Consider the following 16,880-nt stretch of genomic DNA (forward strand, 5'->3'; position numbering starts at 1 on the left):
TCAACCGTTTCGCGCGTCGGCGATGGCCTTTTGCAATTGTTCGATCGGCAGCGCGCCCGACAGGACGCGGTTGCCGACGATCCAGCTGGGCGTGCCGTTCAGGCCCAGGCGACTCGCCGCCTCCATGTTGCGGGCGATCTCGGCATCGGCCTGGGGCTGGAAGGCGGCGAGCTTGGTCGTGTCGACCCCGGCCGCCCTGGCCGCCGCCGCGATCGTCGCGTCGCTGACCGGCCCTCCGGCATAGAGCGCGTCGTGGAACGCCTGGAACTTGCCCTGCGACGCGGCGAGCAGGCTCATCCGCGCCGCCGCCCGGCTGGACGGCGCCAGGATCGGCAGCTCGCGATAGACGATGCGCAGTTTCGGATCGGCCTCGACCAGCTGCTTGAGCAGCGGCAGGCTGGCCCGGCAATAGCCGCAATTATAGTCGTAGAATTCGACCAGCGTGACGTCGCCCTTGGGATTGCCGGAATAGGCGTTGCCGAAGGGCTTGGTCAGGTCGCCGCCGATCGCCGCCACCGCCTTGCCCTGTTCGCGGTCCTGAAGCCGCTGCATCGCCTCCGGAATCACCTCGGGATGGTCGAGCAGATAGGCGCGCACCGCCTCGCCCGAGGCTCCGTGCGGCGCGGCCAGTTGCTGGATGCCGATCGCGGCGCCGCCACCGATCAGGCCGCCGATCACCGCGACGGCGGCCAAGGCCTTCATGCTCATTTGCGGCGCTTCTTCTTGGAACTGGCAGCGGCGTCGGCAGAGGTCATCGCAATATCCTGCGCCCGAATCCATTCGGACGTATTGGGGGTGAGATTGGCCATCGCATAGCGGGCGCTCTGGATGGCGGTGCGGGTGTCGCCCATCATGCTGGCCCGCTCGGCGGTGGCGAGCGCGGCGCGCGGCTCGTCGCCCAGCTGTTCGTAAGCGGTGCCGAGCTGGATCCAGGCAAAGGGATTGTCGTCGTCGCGCTGCACCGCGACCTTCAGCACCTTCACCGCCTCGGCCAGATGGCGCTTGTCCTCGGTCGCGATCAGCGCATGGCCGAAGGTCGTGGCGATCAGCGCATTCTGCCCCGACCCCATGGTCGCGGCGCGAAGCGGGGCCAGCGACTCTTCGGGCTTGCCCGATTCGAGCAGGATCTGGCCCTGGATTTCCTCGAAATAGGGATCGTGCGGGTCGCGCGCGATCAGCGCATCGGCCTCCGCCTCGGCTTTGTCGGGGTATCCCGCCTTGTGATAGGCATAGGCGCGCGCATAATGGGCATAGACCGACTGGTCGCTGACCGGATATTTGATCAGCGTCGCCTCGGGCGTGGCGACATAGCCCAGCAGCTTGGCCTTCACCCGCAGGAAGCGTTCCTGCAATTTCGCATCGACCGGCTTGTTCCAGGCAGGGGCGGCCTGGAGATCGGCGGTGAGCGCCTGGATGCGGTCGGCCGATAGCGGGTGGGTCTGCGCGAAGGGATCGATATTGGTGTAGCCGTACCGATATTGCTGGTTCTGCAACTTCTTGAAGAAGCTCAGCATCCCCTTGCCGGTGATCCCGGCGGTGGTCAGGTAGCGCGCGCCCGCCGCGTCGGCGCTGGATTCCTGCGTGCGGCTGAACGCCAGCATCTTGCCCATCGCGGCCTGCTGTCCCGCCGCCATGATCCCCGCGCCCGCCTCGCCGCCGCCCGCCGCCATCGCGGCCAGCCCCAGCACCATCGAGAGCAGGTACATGCCCATGGCGGGCTTCATCGCGGCATCGCCCAGCACGACATGGCCGTCGGCGATATGGCCCAGCTCGTGCGCGACGACGCCCTGCACCTCGTTCACGTTGTCCGCCGCCTGGATCAGCCCCGAATGGACATAGACGATCTGCCCGCCCGCCACGAAGGCGTTGATCGAATCGTCGTTGATCAGGACGATCTTCACGTCGCGCGGCGACAGCCCCGCCGCCTTGATCAGCGGCGCGGACATGTCGGCGAACAGCGTCTCGGTCTCCGCATCGCGCAGGATCGATTGCGCGGCGGCCGGCTGGGCCCAGAGCAGGGCGGTGGCGGCGAAGGCGGCGATCAGGCGCTTCATGATATCCTCTATCGTCGGGTCGGGCCCCGCGCACAACCGGCTTTGCAGGCGCGGGTGCGATGGATAGCCTCTGGCAGCGCATGGCTGAACGCCGGGCGAACGAAAGGGGAGACGGGATGGTGGCGATGACGATCGACGAACGACCCGCGCCGGTGACGGTGCGGCAGGGCCTGCCACCCTGCCGGATTCGGGCCAGCGGTGCGGAAATCCGGCGGATCGCCGACCTGCCCGCCTCCGTCGCCGCTGCGATGAACGCGGCGGCCGGGGGTGTCGTGGCCGAGGCGGGCCAGCCCTTCCATGCCACCGACGTCGCGCACCGCGATGCGCCGCCGGGGGTCCGCTTCCTGCGCGCCTATCGGGTGCGCGACCTGTGGCTGGTCTGGGTCGAGCGCGGCGGGATCGCGCATCGTTACGATGTGTTGGGGTTCCGGAACCCGCCCCATGGCATGGTGGCGGCGGTTCCGACGAATCCGGGCCGGATGGGGCTATGCGCCGCGTCGCGCAGGCTGGCGGCGCGGGGATAGGGCAGGGGCGTCTTCCCCTCTCCCCTGGAAAGGGGAGAGGGTTAGCGAAGCTTGCCAGCCTGCTGGCTAGCGCAGCTTGGGTGAGGGGTACAGCGAGCCCAAAGGCTCGCGCGCTCGCTTCGCGAGCGCCACCCCTCACCCAGCTCCGACTAAGCCTTTGCTTTTGCAAAGACCAAGTCTGCGCAACCCTCTCCCCTCTGCGAGGGGCGAGGGAAGAACAGGCATCTTTGCAAGTTCCCCCCCCCCCAACAAAAACGCCCTCCTTCCGCTGGGGAAGGAGGGCGTCTTCGCGTTCAGGGTTCGGCGATCAGGCGCCGAAGGTCCGCTGCCACCAGCCGCGACGCGGGGTTTCGCCCGTGGTGGTGTCCGGCTCGGCGGTCGGGGCCGGTTCCTCGGCGATCACGGCTTCGGCCTCGACCGGGGCTTCCTCGGCGACCGGCTCGGCGGCTGCCTTGGGGGCGGCCTTCTTGCGGGTGCGCTTGGGCTTGGCCGGGGCTTCCGCCTCGGCGGCGGGGGCCTCCTCGACGACCGGCTCGGCAGCTGCCTTGGGGGCGGCCTTCTTGCGGGTGCGCTTGGGCTTGGCCGGGGCTTCCGCCTCGACCTCGGCGACCGGGGCGTCCGCCGCCGGAGCCTCTTCGGCCACCGGCGCCTCGACCGTTTCGCTCACCACCGGCGCGGCCTTGCGGGCGCGCGGGCGACGACGGGTCTTGGGCGCGGTTTCCGCCTCGGCCTCGGCCACCGCCAGCGGGGTGGTCACGGGGGCGGCATCGCCCGCCTCGATCGGCTCCTCGATGGTCAGCGGCGTTTCGGCCGCGTCGTCATCGCCCTCGGCGACCGTTTCGGCACCGGCGTCGGCCGCAACCTCGGTCGCGCCGCCGTCCTGGCGACGGCCACCGCGACGGCCGCGACGGCCCCGACGACGGCGACCGCCTTCGCGCGGTTCGCCGGACTCGGCCTCGGTCGCATCGACGGCTTCGGCGGCGTTCTCCTCGCCTTCCTCGGCCTCATCGGATTCGACTTCCTCGGTCGCCTCGGCACCTTCGCCCTGCTCGCCCTCGCCACGGTTGCGGCGACCACGACGGCGGCGGCGACGCTTGCGACCGCCTTCGCCTTCCTCGCGGGGTTCGCGCGGCGCGGCGGCTTCGGTGGCCTCCTCCTCGACCTCGTCCTCTTCTTCCTCCTCGATCTCGTCGATCAGATCGTCCTCATCCTCCTCGACGGGCAGGAGCGTGTCGATCTTGGGGGCATAGGCGGGCGGCGGGCCGGAGGCCTCGACCGTCATGCGCGCACCCTCTTCCTCGCGATCCGGGATGATCTCGACGGTGACGCCGTAGCGATCCTCGATCTCGGCGATGTCCGCGCGCTTGCGGTTCAGCACATAGATGGCGGCTTCCTGGCTGGCGCGCAGCGTCAGGATCGAGCCGCGACCGCGCGCGGCCTCGTCCTCGATCAGCCGCAGCGCCGACAGGCCCGAAGACGAGGCGGTGCGGACCAGGCCGGTGCCCTCGCAATGCGGGCAGGGGCGGGTCGAGGCCTCGAGCACGCCGGTGCGCAGCCGCTGGCGGCTCATTTCCATCAGCCCGAAGGACGAGATGCGGCCGACCTGGATACGGGCGCGATCGTTCTTCAACGCCTCCTTCATCGCCTTCTCGACCTTCCGGACATTGGAGTTGTTGTCCATGTCGATGAAGTCGATGACGACCAGACCCGCCATGTCGCGCAGACGCAGCTGGCGCGCGATTTCCTGCGCGGCTTCCAGATTGGTCGCGGTCGCGGTCTGCTCGATATTATGTTCGCGAGTCGAACGGCCGGAGTTGATGTCGATCGACACCAGCGCCTCGGTCGGGTTGATGACCAGATAGCCGCCCGACTTCAGCTGCACGACCGGATTGTACATCGCGGCCAGCTGATCCTCGACATGCGCGCGCTGGAACAGCGGCACGGCGTCGGCATATTGCTTCACCCGGCGGGCATGGGCGGGCATCAGCAGGCGCATGAAGTCCTTCGCCTGGCGATAGCCTTCCTCGCCCTCGACGATCACTTCCTCGATCTCGCGATTGTAGATGTCGCGGATCGCGCGCTTGATCAGGTCGCTGTCGCCATAGATCAGCGCGGGCGCCGACGAATGCAGCGTCTTTTCGCGGATGCCGTCCCACAGGCGCGCCAGATAGTCGAAGTCGCGCTTGATCTCGGTCTTGGTCCGCTGGAGCCCGGCGGTGCGCACGATGCAGCCCATGGTCGAGGGCAGCGCCATGTCGGCCATGATGGTCTTCAGGCGCTTGCGGTCGGCCGCGTTCGAGATCTTCCGGCTGATGCCGCCGCCATGGCTCGTGTTGGGCATCAGCACGCAGTAACGACCCGCCAGCGACAGGTACGTGGTCAGCGCCGCGCCCTTGTTGCCGCGCTCTTCCTTGACGATCTGGACCAGCAGCACCTGGCGGCGATGGATGACGTCCTGGATCTTGTAGCGGCGGCGCAGATTCTGGCGACGCTGGCGCAGCGCCTCGACCTGGTCGTCATTGACGGTCGACTTGCGCGCGCGCGGGGCGGCGCCATTCTCTTCACCGTCCTCGTCGTCGTGATGGTCGTCGGCGTGATCGTCATGATCCTCGCCGTCATGATCCTCATCATCCTCGGCGTCGAGCTCGGCGCGCAGCGCGGCCTCTTCGGCGGCATGCTCGGCCTCTTCGCGGAGCAGGGCTTCGCGGTCTTCCTTGGGGATCTGGTAATAGTCGGGGTGGATTTCCGAAAAGGCCAGGAAGCCGTGACGGTTGCCGCCGTAATCGACGAAGGCCGCCTGCAGCGACGGTTCGACGCGGGTCACCTTGGCGAGGTAGATATTGCCCTTGAGCTGCTTGCGCTCGGCCGACTCGAAGTCGAATTCCTCGATCCGGTTACCCTTGACGACCGCCACGCGGGTTTCTTCCCGGTGGCGTGCGTCGATCAGCATACGCGTGGTCATTATGAAGTCTCCACGCGCGCGTCGGGCCCGGTGGCAGCCGTCGCGCGCGGTAAATAAGGTGGGCGGCGGCGCGGGGCGCCGGTCCGCTGGAAAAAACGGAATGCGTGTCGGCCGCAGCCGCAGCGCCGGCAACGGGGCCGGTGCGGATCCACGACACCGCGTTCCCGCCGGCATGGGCCGGTCGGACTGCGGGGTGGATCATATGCGTCATGCGAGCGTCAACCTGGTTGGCCCTGGCGCGAAAGCCTTCGCGTTCCCGGCCCTTGATGGATGGCCCCGCCCCGATCGTGGGAGAGGTGATCGGGGTCGGGGTCCACCGGATTGCTAGCATCATCGGAACGTTTGCGCAACAGGCGGAAAACTGCCGATTCTCCCGGCCAGAAAATGCCGAATTGCCGGTTAACCATGCGTGGAAAGGCTGGATACAGCTGCGCGGCGTTACCCCCGAATGTCGATCGACCGATCGCCGAAAAGGGTTTTGGGGTGATGGCTTTTCGCTGGACCAGCGGCCGGCGGGCGCGGCATGTACGCCGCGTCGTGTTGATGCTGATCGCTTTTCTGATGGGGGTGTTCGCGCCGGCCGGTGCGTGGGCCGCCACGATTCGCAAGGTCGTGGTGCGCGGCGCGCAGGTGATCATCCGGTTCGATACACCCGTCAAGCGCGCGCGCAGCGTCATGCTGGACGAGCCGCGCCGCGTGTCGATCGACGTGACCGGCGCCTCGCCCAACGCGCTGGCGGTGCGCGAAGGGGTGGTGCGCGGCCTGACCCAACGGCGAATCAAGCCCGACGTCACCCGCCTGGATTTCGACCTGGCGGAGAATGCGACGATCTTCGACGGCGGCTTCGACGATGACGGGCGGCAATTGTCGCTGACCCTGAAGCCGGTGCGCCAGGGCTATACCCAGGCGAGCTTCGCTGGCGCGCTCGACTTCTTCCCCTTCCATTTCCAGCGCAAGCCCACCTATGCGCTGTCGGTGCCGGTCCCGGCGGCGACGCGCGCCCTGCCGCTGCCACGGGTCAAGGGCGCCGACGACCGCCCGCTGGTGGTGATCGATGCGGGCCATGGCGGGGTCGATCCCGGCGCGATCAATCCGCAGACGGGGCTGCGCGAAAAGGATGTGACGCTCGCCATCGCCAAGGCGATTCGCGATACGCTGGTGGCGTCGGGCCGGGTCCGCGCGGCGCTGACCCGCGAGGACGACCGCTATATCCTGCACCGCGAACGCTATAATATCGCGCGGCGGCTGCATGCCGACCTGTTCATCTCGATCCATTGCGACAGCGCGGGCGCGGGTGAGGCGCGCGGGGCCACCGCCTATACCCTGTCCGACGTGGCCTCCGACAAGGAAGCCGCGCGGCTGGCGGCGCGCGAGAACAAGGCGGACGTGATCGCGGGCGTCGATCTGGGCGGGAATAGCGACGTATCCTCGATCCTGATCGACCTGACCCAGCGCGAGACGATGAACGCCTCGGCCAGCTTCGCGCGCCTGCTGGGCCGCGAGGCGCAGCCGCTGATCCCGGTCAAGCCGGTCTTCCACCGCATGGCGTCGCTGATGGTGCTCAAGGCGCCCGACATGCCCTCGATCCTGTTCGAGACGGGCTATATCTCGAACATGCAGGACGCCGCGTTCCTGGCCAGCAAGGACGGGCAGAAGCGGATCGCGCAGGCGGTGCTCCAGGCGGTCGAGGTGCATTTCGCACGGCGGATGGCGTCGCGCTGAGCCCGCCGGAGATCGGGGCGAACCCGTCCGGCAACACTCGTTAAACTTTTGCGGTTAGGGTCATTTCCCAATGACCGAATATGTAGAACAGCTTGAGGGGCAGTATCGGCGCACGACGGAGCAGCTGGCCCTGTATCGCCGCGCCTGCGCGTCGCCGGTGCTGGACCTGGCTGCGCTGTGCGCCGCCCGGCACGGCCTGCTTGCCGCCAGCACCGCGCGCGCCAAATTCCTCCAGACGGAAATCTATCCGCTGATCCTGCGCGGCCAGGGCGCTGCCTTCGCGGCCCGCATCGCGGAACTCGACAGGGACCTCGCCGTCAAGCGGCGGCTGTCGAGCGGACATATCGCACAGTGGTCGACGGCGGCGGTGCAGGCGGATTGGCCGGGCTATAAGGTGGCTTCGGCGCAAATCGTTCGTCTGGTGGAAGCGCGCCTAGTGCTCGAGAAAGTGGTCATCCTGCCCGCGCTTCGTACGCTGGCGATGCGGCGCGTGGCGTAACGGGCGCGACCGATGAAGGACTATTACGACATCGCGTTCGACGAGCGCGCCCGGATTCTGCACATCACGACCAACGGCTTCTGGTCGCTGGCGGTGACGACGATGTTCTCGGCCGATCTGCTGGCGCGCGGGACCGCGATCCGGATCCGGCACGGGACGTTCTGCACGCTGGCCGATCTGCGCAAGGCGCCCATCCAGCCGCTGCCGGTGATCGATGCGCTCGCGGCGATGATGCCCAAGGCGCTGAAGCTGACCTCCGCCCCGATCGCGGCGGTCGCGGGGTCCAGCCTCGCCAAGTTGCAGACCGAGCGCTATCTGGTCGGCCCCAATTGCCGGACCTTCCTCAGCCATGACGAGGCCGTGGCGTGGCTGGCGGAGGCGTCGCTGCCCGTGCGGGCGTGATGCTGCGGCGGTGCGGGGCGTCATGTCTGGCCCCCATCGCCGGATCGGCGTAAGGGGCGGGCGATGATCCGCGTCTGTGCCCTTTACCGTTTCGCCCCTTTCCCCGATCCCGCCGCGCTGCGCGAACCGCTGCTCGCCGTTGCCGAGGCCAATGGGATTCGCGGCACGCTGCTGCTGGCGGCCGAGGGGATCAACGGCACCATTGCGGGCAGCCATGACGGGATCGCGGCGGTGCTGGACCATATCCGCACGCTGCCCGGCTGCGCCGATCTGGACTATAAGGACTCGACCGCCGAGACGATGCCGTTCCACCGGATGAAGGTGCGGCTGAAGCGTGAGATCGTGTCGATGGGCGTGGACGGCATCGACCCGACCCGCGAGGTCGGGACCTATGTCGCGGGGGCGGAATGGAACGCGCTGATCGCCGATCCGCAGACCGTGCTGATCGACACGCGCAACGATTACGAGGTCGCGATCGGCAGCTTCGACGGCGCGGTCGACCCGAAGACGAAGAGCTTCCGCGACTTCCCCGCCTGGTTCCGCGATCACCGTGACGAACTGATGGCGGGCAAGAGCCGGGTCGCGATGTTCTGCACCGGCGGGATACGCTGCGAAAAGGCGACCGCCTTCTTGAAGGCCGAAGGGGTGGAGGATGTCTTCCACCTGGACGGCGGCATCCTGAAATATCTGGAGACGGTGCCCGAAGAGGAGAGCCGCTGGCAGGGGGAATGCTTCGTCTTCGATGCGCGCGTGGCGGTGGGGCATGGGCTGGCGCAGGGCTCGCATGCGCTATGCCATGGCTGCCGGATGCCGGTCAGCCCCGAGGATCGCGCATCGCCGCTCTATGTCGAGGGGGTCAGCTGCCCCGCCTGCCACGGCACCCGCGACCCCGACCGGCTGGCCGCCTATGCCGAGCGGCACCGGCAGGAGCGGCTGGCGGCGGCGCGGGGGCAGGCGCATGTCGGCGCGCGCCATGCCCCTTCGGCCGGTGGCGACCCCGCCCTCGGCCCGGATCGCGACGAGCCGCCCGCCGCCTGACGCGGGTGTGACGGCTGGCAGGTGGCAAGCCGGAGCGAACCTGCTACACGGACCGTCGCAAAATCATGGCCGTCACCTTCTCCCATCCGTCCGAAGCCCCCGAAACGCCGCGTCGCCCGCCATGGCGCCGTTGGTGGGTGAGGCTGTCGGCCGCGCTCGCCCTGCTGGCCGTGATCGGCGCGGGCCTGTTCTGGTTCCTGTTCATGCGCGACCTGCCCTCGGTCGATGCGCTCAAGGCCTATGAGCCGCCGCTGCCCACCCATGTCCGCGGCATCGACGGCACCCCGATCCAGTCCTATGCGCGCGAACGCCGGGTCGAGCTGTCCTATAACGAATATCCGCCGCTGCTCGTGCGCGCGTTCCTGGCGGCGGAGGACAAGACCTTTTTCGAACATGGCGGCGTCGACTATCCGGGCCTGGCGGGCGCGGTGCTCGACTATGCGCAGAAATGGGGCACCGGGCGGCGTGCGCGCGGCGGTTCGACCATCACCCAGCAGGTCGCCAAGAACCTGCTGATCGGCAACGCCTATTCCCCGACGCGCAAGGTGCGCGAGGCGATCCTGGCGTACAAGATCGAGAACGCGCTGACCAAGCCGCAGATCCTGGAGCTGTATCTCAACCAGATCGCGCTGGGGCGGAACGCCTTTGGCGTCGAGGCGGCGTCGCATGCCTATTTCGACAAGGAACTCAACGAGCTGACGCTCGGCCAGATGGCCTATCTGGCGGTGCTGCCCAAGGGGCCGTCCAATTACGATCCCATCCGCCATCCCGACCGCGCGCTGGAGCGGCGTGGCTATGTCTTGGGCGAGATGCTGCGCAACAATTTCATCACCCGCGCGCAATATGACGCCGCCATGGCCGAGCCGCTGGGCACGGTGCTGCGCCGCACGCCCAAATATGCGCAGGTCGGCGGCTATTTCGTCGAGGAGGTCCGCCGCCAGCTGATCAAGCAGTTCGGCGAGAACGCCAAGAGCGGACCGCACAGCGTCTATGACGGCGGGTTGTGGGTGCGCACCTCGCTCGACACGCGGCTCCAGGATCTGGCGACCCAGGCGCTGCGCGACGGGCTGGTCCGGTTCGAGGGCGGGCGCGGCTGGTCCGGGCCGATCCGGCACGAGACGATCGACGACAGCAATTGGCAACAGGTGCTGCTCAACACCAATATCGCGCTCGACTATCGCGACTGGCGCGCCGGGATCGTGACCGGCAAGGGCGGCAGCGAGGCGACGATCGGCTTCGCCAATGGCCGCACCGGCACGCTGCCGCGCAGCCTGGCGCAGATGCCGCGCCGGGGCACGGCGGCGACCGCGTTCAGCGCGCTGAAGGTCGGCGACATCGTCGCGGTCGCGCCCGAAGGCGGCGTGTTCGGCCTGCGCTCGATCCCGCGAATCTCGGGCGGCTTCGTGGTCGAGGAACCCGCCAGCGGCCGGGTGCTGGCGATGCAGGGCGGCTTCGACGCGCGGCTCCAGGCGTTCAACCGCGCCACCCAGGCGCAGCGCCAGCCGGGCTCGACGATCAAGCCGATCGTCTATTCCGCCGCGCTCGACCATGGCATGACGCCCGCCTCGATCATCGTCGACGGGCCGTTCTGCGTCGACCAGGGCGCCAATCTGGGCACGAAATGCTTCCGCAACTTCGGCAATTCGGCGGGCGCCGGGCCGCACACCATGCGCTGGGGCATCGAGCAGTCGCGCAACCTGATGACGGTGCGCACCGCCGCGACCGTGGGCATGAAGAATGTCGTCGCCACCATCAAGCAGATGGGGATCGGCGACTTCCCGCCCTATCTGGCCTATGCGCTGGGCGCGGGCGAGACGACGGTGGGGCAGATGGTCAACGCCTATGCGATCCTGGCCAATAACGGGCGCGGCGGCGATCCCTCGCTGATCGACTTCGTCCAGGACCGGCATGGCAAGGTCATCTGGCCGGAGAATTGGCGCGCCTGCGACCGTTGCAACATGGCCGATTATGACGGCAAGCCGATGCCCCGCCCGGTTTCGCACCAGCGGCAGGTGCTCGACGCGATGACCGCCTATCAGATGGTCCACATCACCGAGGGCGTGATCCAGCGCGGCACCGCGACCGGCCTGCGCGACCTCGACCGTCCGATGTTCGGCAAGACCGGCACCAATAACGGCCCGACCGATGTCTGGTTCGTCGGCGGCACGCCGCAATTCGTCGGCGGCCTCTATATTGGCTATGACCATCCGCGTTCGCTGGGCGGCTATGCGCAGGGCGGGACGGTCGCGGTGCCGATCTTCCGCGAATTCGCCGAAAAGGCCTATGAGGGGCTGGACAAGCTGCCCTTCCGCGCGCCGCCGGGCATCCGCATGGTGCGGATCGACCGGGCGAGCGGACGGCCGGTCTATGGCACCTTCCCGACCGGCGACGATCCCAAGCCTTCGGTGATCTGGGAGGCGTTCAAGCCCGAGAGCGAGCCGCGCCGCCGCGCGCGCCGCGCAGGGCCCGCGACCGAGGCCCCCGCGACGCCGACCGGCCCCGCCACTCCGGCGGCGCCCCGCGACAGCGATTTCTTGCAAAGAGAAGGCGGAATCTACTAGCCCGCTTCCCATATTCGTTTTGCCGTCCCCGTTCGGACGGCCGCACGACCGATTCGGAGAATTTTCATGCGCGCTGAAGCGCAGGCTCATGTCGACACGATCAAGGATGCCCTGGAGCTGCTGCGCCGCTTCCTCGACTGGGACCGCGCGCTGCGCCGCCTGGACGAGCTGAACGCGCGCGTCGAGGATCAGGCGCTGTGGAACGACCCCAAGCAGGCCCAGGCCGTGATGCGCGAGCGTCGTCGCCTGGACGAGGCGATCACCGCCACCCGCGCCATCGAGAACGAGCTGTCGGGCACGGTCGAGCTGATCGAGCTGGCCGAGATGGAGGGCGACGAGGAGCTGGAGAAGGAAGCCGTCACCAGCCTGGGCGAGCTTGCCAAGCGGGCCGAGGCCGACAAGGTCAAGGCGCTGCTGGCCGGGGAAGCCGACGCCAACGACACCTATCTGGAAATCAACGCGGGCGCGGGCGGCACCGAGAGCCAGGACTGGGCCGGGATGCTCCAGCGCATGTACACGCGCTGGGCCGAGCGGCACGGCATGAAGGTCGAGCTGATCGACTTCCATGCGGGCGAGCAGGCCGGGATCAAGTCGGCGACGCTGCTGGTCAAGGGCGAGAACGCCTATGGCTATGCCAAGACCGAGTCGGGCGTGCACCGGCTGGTGCGGATCAGCCCGTACGACTCCGCCGCGCGCCGCCACACCAGCTTTTCGAGCGTCTGGGTCTATCCGGTGATCGACGACAATATCGAGGTCGAGATCAACGAGAGCGAGCTGCGCATCGACACCTACCGCGCATCGGGCGCGGGTGGTCAGCACATTAACACCACCGACTCGGCGGTCCGCATCACCCACCTGCCGACCGGCATCGTGGTGCAGTGCCAGAACCAGCGGTCGCAGCACAAGAACAAGGCCGAGGCCTATAACCAGCTCCGCGCCCGCCTGTACGAGCGCGAACTGGCCGAGCGCGAGGCGGCGGCCAATGCGCAGAACGCGACCAAGACCGATATCGGCTGGGGCCACCAGATCCGCTCCTATGTCCTCCAGCCCTATCAGCTGGTGAAGGATCTGCGGACCGGCGTCACCTCGACCGCGCCCGGCGACGTGCTGGACGGCGATCTCGACTCGTTCATGGCGGCGGCGCTGTCGCAGCGCGTGACCGGCGAGGCGGTCGCGGTGGAGGATGTCGACTAAGATGCGTATCCAGGGGGCGGGATCGATCCTGGCGGCGGCACTCGTCATCGCGCTGGGGGGCGCGGTGGCGGCGTGCGACGGCTCCAAGCCGCTGATCCAGCGCGACGAGGACAAGCCCGGACCCTTTCCGGCGGCGGACCGCCCGGTCGCCGACGTGGTGTCGGCGCGCTGGTCGAGCGAGGATGCGCGGGATCGGCTGCGCGAGGCGGACCAGGTGATGGACCGCGCCAAGATCCGCCCCGGCATGACCGTCGCCGATATCGGCGCGGGCGAGGGCTATTACACCGTCCGCCTGGCGCAGCGCGTCGGCAAGCAGGGGCGGGTGCTGGCCGAGGACATCGTCGCGGCCTGGCGCGACCGGCTGGCCGACCGCGTCGCGCGCGAGCGGCTGGACAATGTCAGCGTCCGGCTGGGCGAGCCCGCCGATCCCAAGCTGCCGCCGAACAGCTTCGACCGGGTGCTGATGGTCCATATGTATCACGAGATCGACCAGCCCTATGAGTTCCTCTGGCGGCTGTTCCCCGCGCTGAAGCCCGACGGGCTGGTCGTGGTGGTCGACGCCAATCGCCGCACCCGCGCGCACGGGACCCCGCCCGAACTGTTGAAATGCGAGTTCGAGGCGGTCGGCTTCACCCAGGTCTCGATCGAGAACATGCCCTCGGCGGGCGGTTATCTGGCCACGTTCCGCGCGACCGGGCCGCGCCCCGAACCCGACACGATCCGGCCCTGTCGGATGCCGGGCAACTGAGCCGGGGCCCTTACGTCATCATTGCGCCGACAGACTTGGAACATGACATATTTGTCATGTATTGATCGGTCATCGGTCCCGCACGGGGCCGATACGCCACCGGCCAGCATGGGCCGGGGCACGCCAAGGAGAAGACCATGACCATGTTGTTGATCGCCGGGCTGGTGCTCGGCACCGCCGCCGCATCCGATGGAGCGATCGAGCACCGGATGCAGCTGGACCATCATTCCGGGCCGGTCGCGGTCCGTTACAGCGCCGATGTCGGCGTGACCCATAAACAGATCGGCGCGGTCGCCACCGGCGGCCGCCCCTCGACGCTGCGGTGCCTGTGGAGCGCCAATGTGACCGTCCATCGCGAGGCGCGGGCGACCACCGGCACGACCCTGAGCCGCAGCGCGGCGCGTGACGGCGTGATCGAGGGCAGCCGTCCGGGCTGGTGCAGCACCCAGCGCGCGGCGATCGCGCGCGAGGTGGCGCAGCGCCAGGACGCGGTGCGCGATCATGTCCAGGCGGTGGCGCAGGAGGATCATCCCACGCTGCGCGCCGAGATGGATCGTCTCCATGCCGAGACGCGCGCCGGATGACCATGACGCACAAGGCCCTGTGGGCGGCGGCGTCGATGCTCGCCCCGATCGTCGCGGCGCATCCCGCCACCGCGCAGGATCGCCCCGCCATCGGGGTCGAGCTGGACAGCGACGAGAATCGCCGTGGCCTGAGCTGGAGCGGGGGGCGGGTGTCGCCCTCCGCCGACATCTTCGCGACCCGTGGCGCGCTGGAGGCGAGCGGCCGGATCGTGGCGTTGCGCGAATCGGATCGCCATGGCGGCGCGGGCCTGGTCGGCGACCTGACGCTCGGTGCCAGCACGCTGGTCGGGCCGGTGACGCTGCGCGGCCGGGTGACGGGGCATCTGTTCGGCGGCGCGGGCTTCGACGCCGATTATGTCGAACTGGGCGGTGCCGCCTCCTATACGCTGGGGCCGGTCCAGCTGGACGCCGGCGCGGATTACGCCCCGTCGCAGGACGCGATCGGCGGCGACAATCTCTATCTCCATGCGGGTGCGCAGGCGGGTGTGCCGGGCACCCCCTGGACCGTGCTGGCCGGGGTCGGCCATTCGACCGGCCAGACCGACAATGCCGCGCGCGCCGCCCGGCTGCGGCCCGGCGGCGACTATAGCGACTGGCGGATCGGCGTGGAGCATGTCGCGGGGCCGGTGACGCTGGGGCTGGATTATGTGGGGACCGACGTGTCGGAGCGGGCGGCATCGGCCTTCCCGCTGGCCGATGCGCGGCATTCGGGCGACCGGCTGGTCGGGCGCGTGCGATTCTCCTTCTGAACGGATCGCGATGCCGATCGGCCCTCATAGCATCCCCTGATCGCGCAGGCTGACCACCGCGCCCCGCGACAGGATCAGATGGTCGAGCAGCTTCACGTCCAGCGCCGCCAGCCCTTGCGCCAGCCGCCGGGTCAGCGTCAGGTCGGCGGCGCTGGGGCGGGGATCGCCGTCCGGGTGGTTGTGCGCCATCACCACCGCCTTCGCCGCCAGCAGGATCGCGTCGCGCGCCACCCGCGCCAGGGGTACGCCGACCGAATCGGCATGGCCCGCGACATGGCGCAATCCCAACAAGGTCCGTTCCGAACCCAGAAAGGCGATCCCCAGGGCCTCGCCGCCGGTCCGGTCCAGCCCCGCGAACAGCCGACACGCATCCTGGCGCGTGCGGATTCGCAAGGGAGGGCGAAGAAGGGCGGGCATTCCCGGCCCTGCTTCACCCCGGCGTCGAAAGCATCTTCAGCCCGCACCGTTCCGGTCGCGCTTGGCGCGGAGCGTGCGCGGCGCTAGGCCCGGGCCATGCGGCAATATCTCGACCTCATGGACCGGGTTCTGACCCACGGCGTGCAACAGATGGACCGGACCGGCACCGGCACCCTGTCGGTGTTCGGCCATCAGATGCGATTCGATCTGGCCCAGGGCTTTCCCGCCCTGACCACCAAGAAGCTCCACCTGCGCTCGATCATCGTCGAGCTTTTGTGGTTCCTGCGCGGCGACACCAATGTCCGCTGGCTTCAGGAGCGAAAGGTCAGCATCTGGGACGAATGGGCCGATGCGCAGGGCGATCTCGGTCCCGTCTATGGCAAGCAGTGGCGCGACTGGGCGACGGCGGACGGCCGCCATATCGACCAGATCGCCGAGCTGGTGGAACAGATCCGCACCCAGCCCGCCTCGCGCCGCCAGATCGTGTCCGCCTGGAACCCCGGCGACCTGCACGCCATGGCGCTGGCGCCCTGCCATTGCCTGTTCCAGACGCATGTCGCGAACGGGCGGCTGTCGCTGCAACTCTATCAGCGCTCGGCGGACATCTTCCTGGGCGTGCCGTTCAACATCGCCTCCTATGCGCTGCTGACCCATATGCTGGCGCAGCAATGCGATCTGGAGGTGGGCGAGTTCATCTGGACCGGCGGCGACTGCCATCTGTACCTGAACCATCTGGACCAGGCGCGCACCCAGCTGGGCCGCGAGCCCGGCGCGCTGCCCCGGCTGGAGATCGTGCGCAAGCCCGATGCGATCGACGGCTATGAGCCCGAGGATTTCGTCCTGCACGATTATGTCGCACAGCCGCATATCAAGGCGGCGGTGGCGATATGATCGTCTTCGTGCTGGCGCGGGCGCGCAACGGCGTGATCGGGCGCGACGGTGGGCTCCCCTGGCACCTCCCCGCCGACCTGAAGCATTTCAAGGCGCAGACCATCGGCAAGCCGATGATCATGGGCCGCAAGACCTTCGAGAGCTTTCCGGCGCCCTTGCCCCGACGGCGGCACATCGTCCTGACCCGCGATCCGCACTGGAGCGCAGAAGGGGCCGAGGTCGCGCATGACGTCGAGTCCGCCTTGGCGCTGGCGGGATCGGGCGATGTCGCTGTGATCGGCGGCGCGGAGATCTTCGCGCTCTTCCTGCCCCGCGCCGACCGGATCGAACTGACCGAGATCGACGCGGAGCCCGAGGGCGATGCGGTGGTCCCGGCCTTTACCGGATGGCATGAGACCCGGCGCGAGACGCATCCGGCCGAAGAGGGGCGTCCCGCTTATGCCTTTGTCTCACTGGTGAGACGATGATCGGCTGACCGGGATTTCCGCTGCCCGTTGCGCGATGGGCATCGGCAAGTGCCGCAAAGCCTTCTATG

At 68.6% G+C, this 16,880-nt stretch carries 16 protein-coding genes; 12 read left to right on the forward strand and 4 right to left on the reverse strand.

The genetic code is table 11. From position 1 onward, the window contains the following. Both QE385_RS13210 and QE385_RS13215 read right to left on the reverse strand, forming a co-directional pair. The gene (locus tag QE385_RS13210) at nt 1–708 is read right to left on the reverse strand and encodes a DsbA family protein (protein WP_307102555.1); all 708 of its coding nucleotides are present in this window, start codon (nt 706–708) and stop codon (nt 1–3) included. Next, entirely contained in the window at nt 705–2,054 is a 1,350-nt protein-coding gene (locus QE385_RS13215) for a M48 family metalloprotease (protein ID WP_307102557.1), read from the reverse strand. Before QE385_RS13215 ends, QE385_RS13210 begins: the two co-directional genes overlap by 4 nt. A 116-nt stretch (nt 2,055–2,170) precedes the next feature. Between QE385_RS13215 and QE385_RS13220 the strand changes: the two genes are divergently transcribed. Beyond that, the gene (locus QE385_RS13220; protein ID WP_307102559.1) at nt 2,171–2,578 is read left to right on the forward strand and encodes a hypothetical protein; all 408 of its coding nucleotides are present in this window, start codon (nt 2,171–2,173) and stop codon (nt 2,576–2,578) included. 307 nt (nt 2,579–2,885) lie between these two features. Here QE385_RS13220 and QE385_RS13225 read toward each other — a convergent pair whose 3' ends face one another. Continuing rightward, on the reverse strand, nt 2,886–5,540 hold the full coding sequence (locus QE385_RS13225; protein WP_307102561.1) for a ribonuclease E/G: 2,655 nt from the start codon (nt 5,538–5,540) through the stop codon (nt 2,886–2,888). A 486-nt stretch (nt 5,541–6,026) separates the two neighbouring features. Between QE385_RS13225 and QE385_RS13230 the strand changes: the two genes are divergently transcribed. The 9 genes from QE385_RS13230 (at nt 6,027) to QE385_RS13270 (ending at nt 15,037) form a co-directional block, all read left to right on the forward strand. Further along, nucleotides 6,027–7,262: an N-acetylmuramoyl-L-alanine amidase gene (locus QE385_RS13230; RefSeq protein ID WP_307102563.1), complete on the forward strand. Its 1,236-nt coding sequence runs from the start codon at nt 6,027–6,029 to the stop codon at nt 7,260–7,262. Between the two features lie 70 nt (nt 7,263–7,332). Next, nucleotides 7,333–7,761 (forward strand): hypothetical protein, encoded by a 429-nt coding sequence (locus QE385_RS13235; protein WP_307102565.1) that lies wholly within the window; start codon nt 7,333–7,335, stop codon nt 7,759–7,761. Between the two features lie 12 nt (nt 7,762–7,773). Continuing rightward, a complete protein-coding gene (locus QE385_RS13240) occupies nt 7,774–8,163 on the forward strand; it encodes a hypothetical protein (protein ID WP_307102568.1) in 390 nt (129 codons plus the stop codon). Between the two features lie 63 nt (nt 8,164–8,226). Further along, on the forward strand, nt 8,227–9,201 hold the full coding sequence (locus QE385_RS13245) for a rhodanese-related sulfurtransferase (RefSeq protein ID WP_307102570.1): 975 nt from the start codon (nt 8,227–8,229) through the stop codon (nt 9,199–9,201). A gap of 65 nt (nt 9,202–9,266) precedes the next feature. Continuing rightward, nucleotides 9,267–11,762: a penicillin-binding protein 1A gene (locus QE385_RS13250; protein ID WP_307102572.1), complete on the forward strand. Its 2,496-nt coding sequence runs from the start codon at nt 9,267–9,269 to the stop codon at nt 11,760–11,762. Between the two features lie 66 nt (nt 11,763–11,828). Beyond that, on the forward strand, nt 11,829–12,956 hold the full coding sequence (gene prfB, locus QE385_RS13255) for a peptide chain release factor 2 (RefSeq protein ID WP_307102574.1): 1,128 nt from the start codon (nt 11,829–11,831) through the stop codon (nt 12,954–12,956). Between the two features lies 1 nt (nt 12,957). Next, nucleotides 12,958–13,704, forward strand: a complete 747-nt coding sequence (locus QE385_RS13260) for a class I SAM-dependent methyltransferase (RefSeq protein WP_307102576.1) — start codon at nt 12,958–12,960, stop codon at nt 13,702–13,704. A gap of 137 nt (nt 13,705–13,841) precedes the next feature. Beyond that, on the forward strand, nt 13,842–14,288 hold the full coding sequence (locus QE385_RS13265) for a hypothetical protein (RefSeq protein ID WP_307102577.1): 447 nt from the start codon (nt 13,842–13,844) through the stop codon (nt 14,286–14,288). A 2-nt stretch (nt 14,289–14,290) separates the two neighbouring features. Further along, complete coding sequence (locus QE385_RS13270) at nt 14,291–15,037, forward strand: TorF family putative porin (protein ID WP_307102579.1); 747 nt, start codon at nt 14,291–14,293, stop codon at nt 15,035–15,037. 24 nt (nt 15,038–15,061) lie between these two features. Here QE385_RS13270 and QE385_RS13275 read toward each other — a convergent pair whose 3' ends face one another. Then, nucleotides 15,062–15,454 (reverse strand): JAB domain-containing protein, encoded by a 393-nt coding sequence (locus QE385_RS13275; RefSeq protein WP_307102581.1) that lies wholly within the window; start codon nt 15,452–15,454, stop codon nt 15,062–15,064. A 96-nt stretch (nt 15,455–15,550) separates the two neighbouring features. Between QE385_RS13275 and QE385_RS13280 the strand changes: the two genes are divergently transcribed. Together QE385_RS13280 and QE385_RS13285 are read left to right on the forward strand one after the other, a co-directional pair. Beyond that, the gene (locus QE385_RS13280; RefSeq protein ID WP_307102582.1) at nt 15,551–16,345 is read left to right on the forward strand and encodes a thymidylate synthase; all 795 of its coding nucleotides are present in this window, start codon (nt 15,551–15,553) and stop codon (nt 16,343–16,345) included. Further along, the gene (locus QE385_RS13285) at nt 16,342–16,812 is read left to right on the forward strand and encodes a dihydrofolate reductase (protein WP_307102584.1); all 471 of its coding nucleotides are present in this window, start codon (nt 16,342–16,344) and stop codon (nt 16,810–16,812) included. Before QE385_RS13280 ends, QE385_RS13285 begins: the two co-directional genes overlap by 4 nt. Nucleotides 16,813–16,880 lie beyond the last annotated feature (68 nt).

The sequence above is a fragment of the Sphingomonas sp. SORGH_AS_0950 genome (assembly GCF_030818415.1).
Classification (GTDB): domain Bacteria; phylum Pseudomonadota; class Alphaproteobacteria; order Sphingomonadales; family Sphingomonadaceae; genus Sphingomonas.

Excerpts from the sequence above, each read along its gene's own strand:
- QE385_RS13240 (WP_307102568.1), top strand. The coding sequence starts at position 7,774 with ATGAAGGACTATTACGACATCGCGTTCGACGAGCGCGCCCGGATTCTG.
- QE385_RS13275 (WP_307102581.1), bottom strand. The coding sequence starts at position 15,454 with ATGCCCGCCCTTCTTCGCCCTCCCTTGCGAATCCGCACGCGCCAGGAT.
- QE385_RS13265 (WP_307102577.1), top strand. The coding sequence starts at position 13,842 with ATGACCATGTTGTTGATCGCCGGGCTGGTGCTCGGCACCGCCGCCGCA.
- QE385_RS13250 (WP_307102572.1), top strand. The coding sequence starts at position 9,267 with ATGGCCGTCACCTTCTCCCATCCGTCCGAAGCCCCCGAAACGCCGCGT.
- QE385_RS13270 (WP_307102579.1), top strand. The coding sequence starts at position 14,291 with ATGACGCACAAGGCCCTGTGGGCGGCGGCGTCGATGCTCGCCCCGATC.
- QE385_RS13210 (WP_307102555.1), bottom strand. The coding sequence starts at position 708 with ATGAGCATGAAGGCCTTGGCCGCCGTCGCGGTGATCGGCGGCCTGATC.
- QE385_RS13215 (WP_307102557.1), bottom strand. The coding sequence starts at position 2,054 with ATGAAGCGCCTGATCGCCGCCTTCGCCGCCACCGCCCTGCTCTGGGCC.
- QE385_RS13285 (WP_307102584.1), top strand. The coding sequence starts at position 16,342 with ATGATCGTCTTCGTGCTGGCGCGGGCGCGCAACGGCGTGATCGGGCGC.
- prfB (WP_307102574.1), top strand. The coding sequence starts at position 11,829 with ATGCGCGCTGAAGCGCAGGCTCATGTCGACACGATCAAGGATGCCCTG.
- QE385_RS13280 (WP_307102582.1), top strand. The coding sequence starts at position 15,551 with ATGCGGCAATATCTCGACCTCATGGACCGGGTTCTGACCCACGGCGTG.
- QE385_RS13235 (WP_307102565.1), top strand. The coding sequence starts at position 7,333 with ATGACCGAATATGTAGAACAGCTTGAGGGGCAGTATCGGCGCACGACG.
- QE385_RS13220 (WP_307102559.1), top strand. The coding sequence starts at position 2,171 with ATGGTGGCGATGACGATCGACGAACGACCCGCGCCGGTGACGGTGCGG.
- QE385_RS13245 (WP_307102570.1), top strand. The coding sequence starts at position 8,227 with ATGATCCGCGTCTGTGCCCTTTACCGTTTCGCCCCTTTCCCCGATCCC.
- QE385_RS13260 (WP_307102576.1), top strand. The coding sequence starts at position 12,958 with ATGCGTATCCAGGGGGCGGGATCGATCCTGGCGGCGGCACTCGTCATC.
- QE385_RS13225 (WP_307102561.1), bottom strand. The coding sequence starts at position 5,540 with ATGACCACGCGTATGCTGATCGACGCACGCCACCGGGAAGAAACCCGC.
- QE385_RS13230 (WP_307102563.1), top strand. The coding sequence starts at position 6,027 with ATGGCTTTTCGCTGGACCAGCGGCCGGCGGGCGCGGCATGTACGCCGC.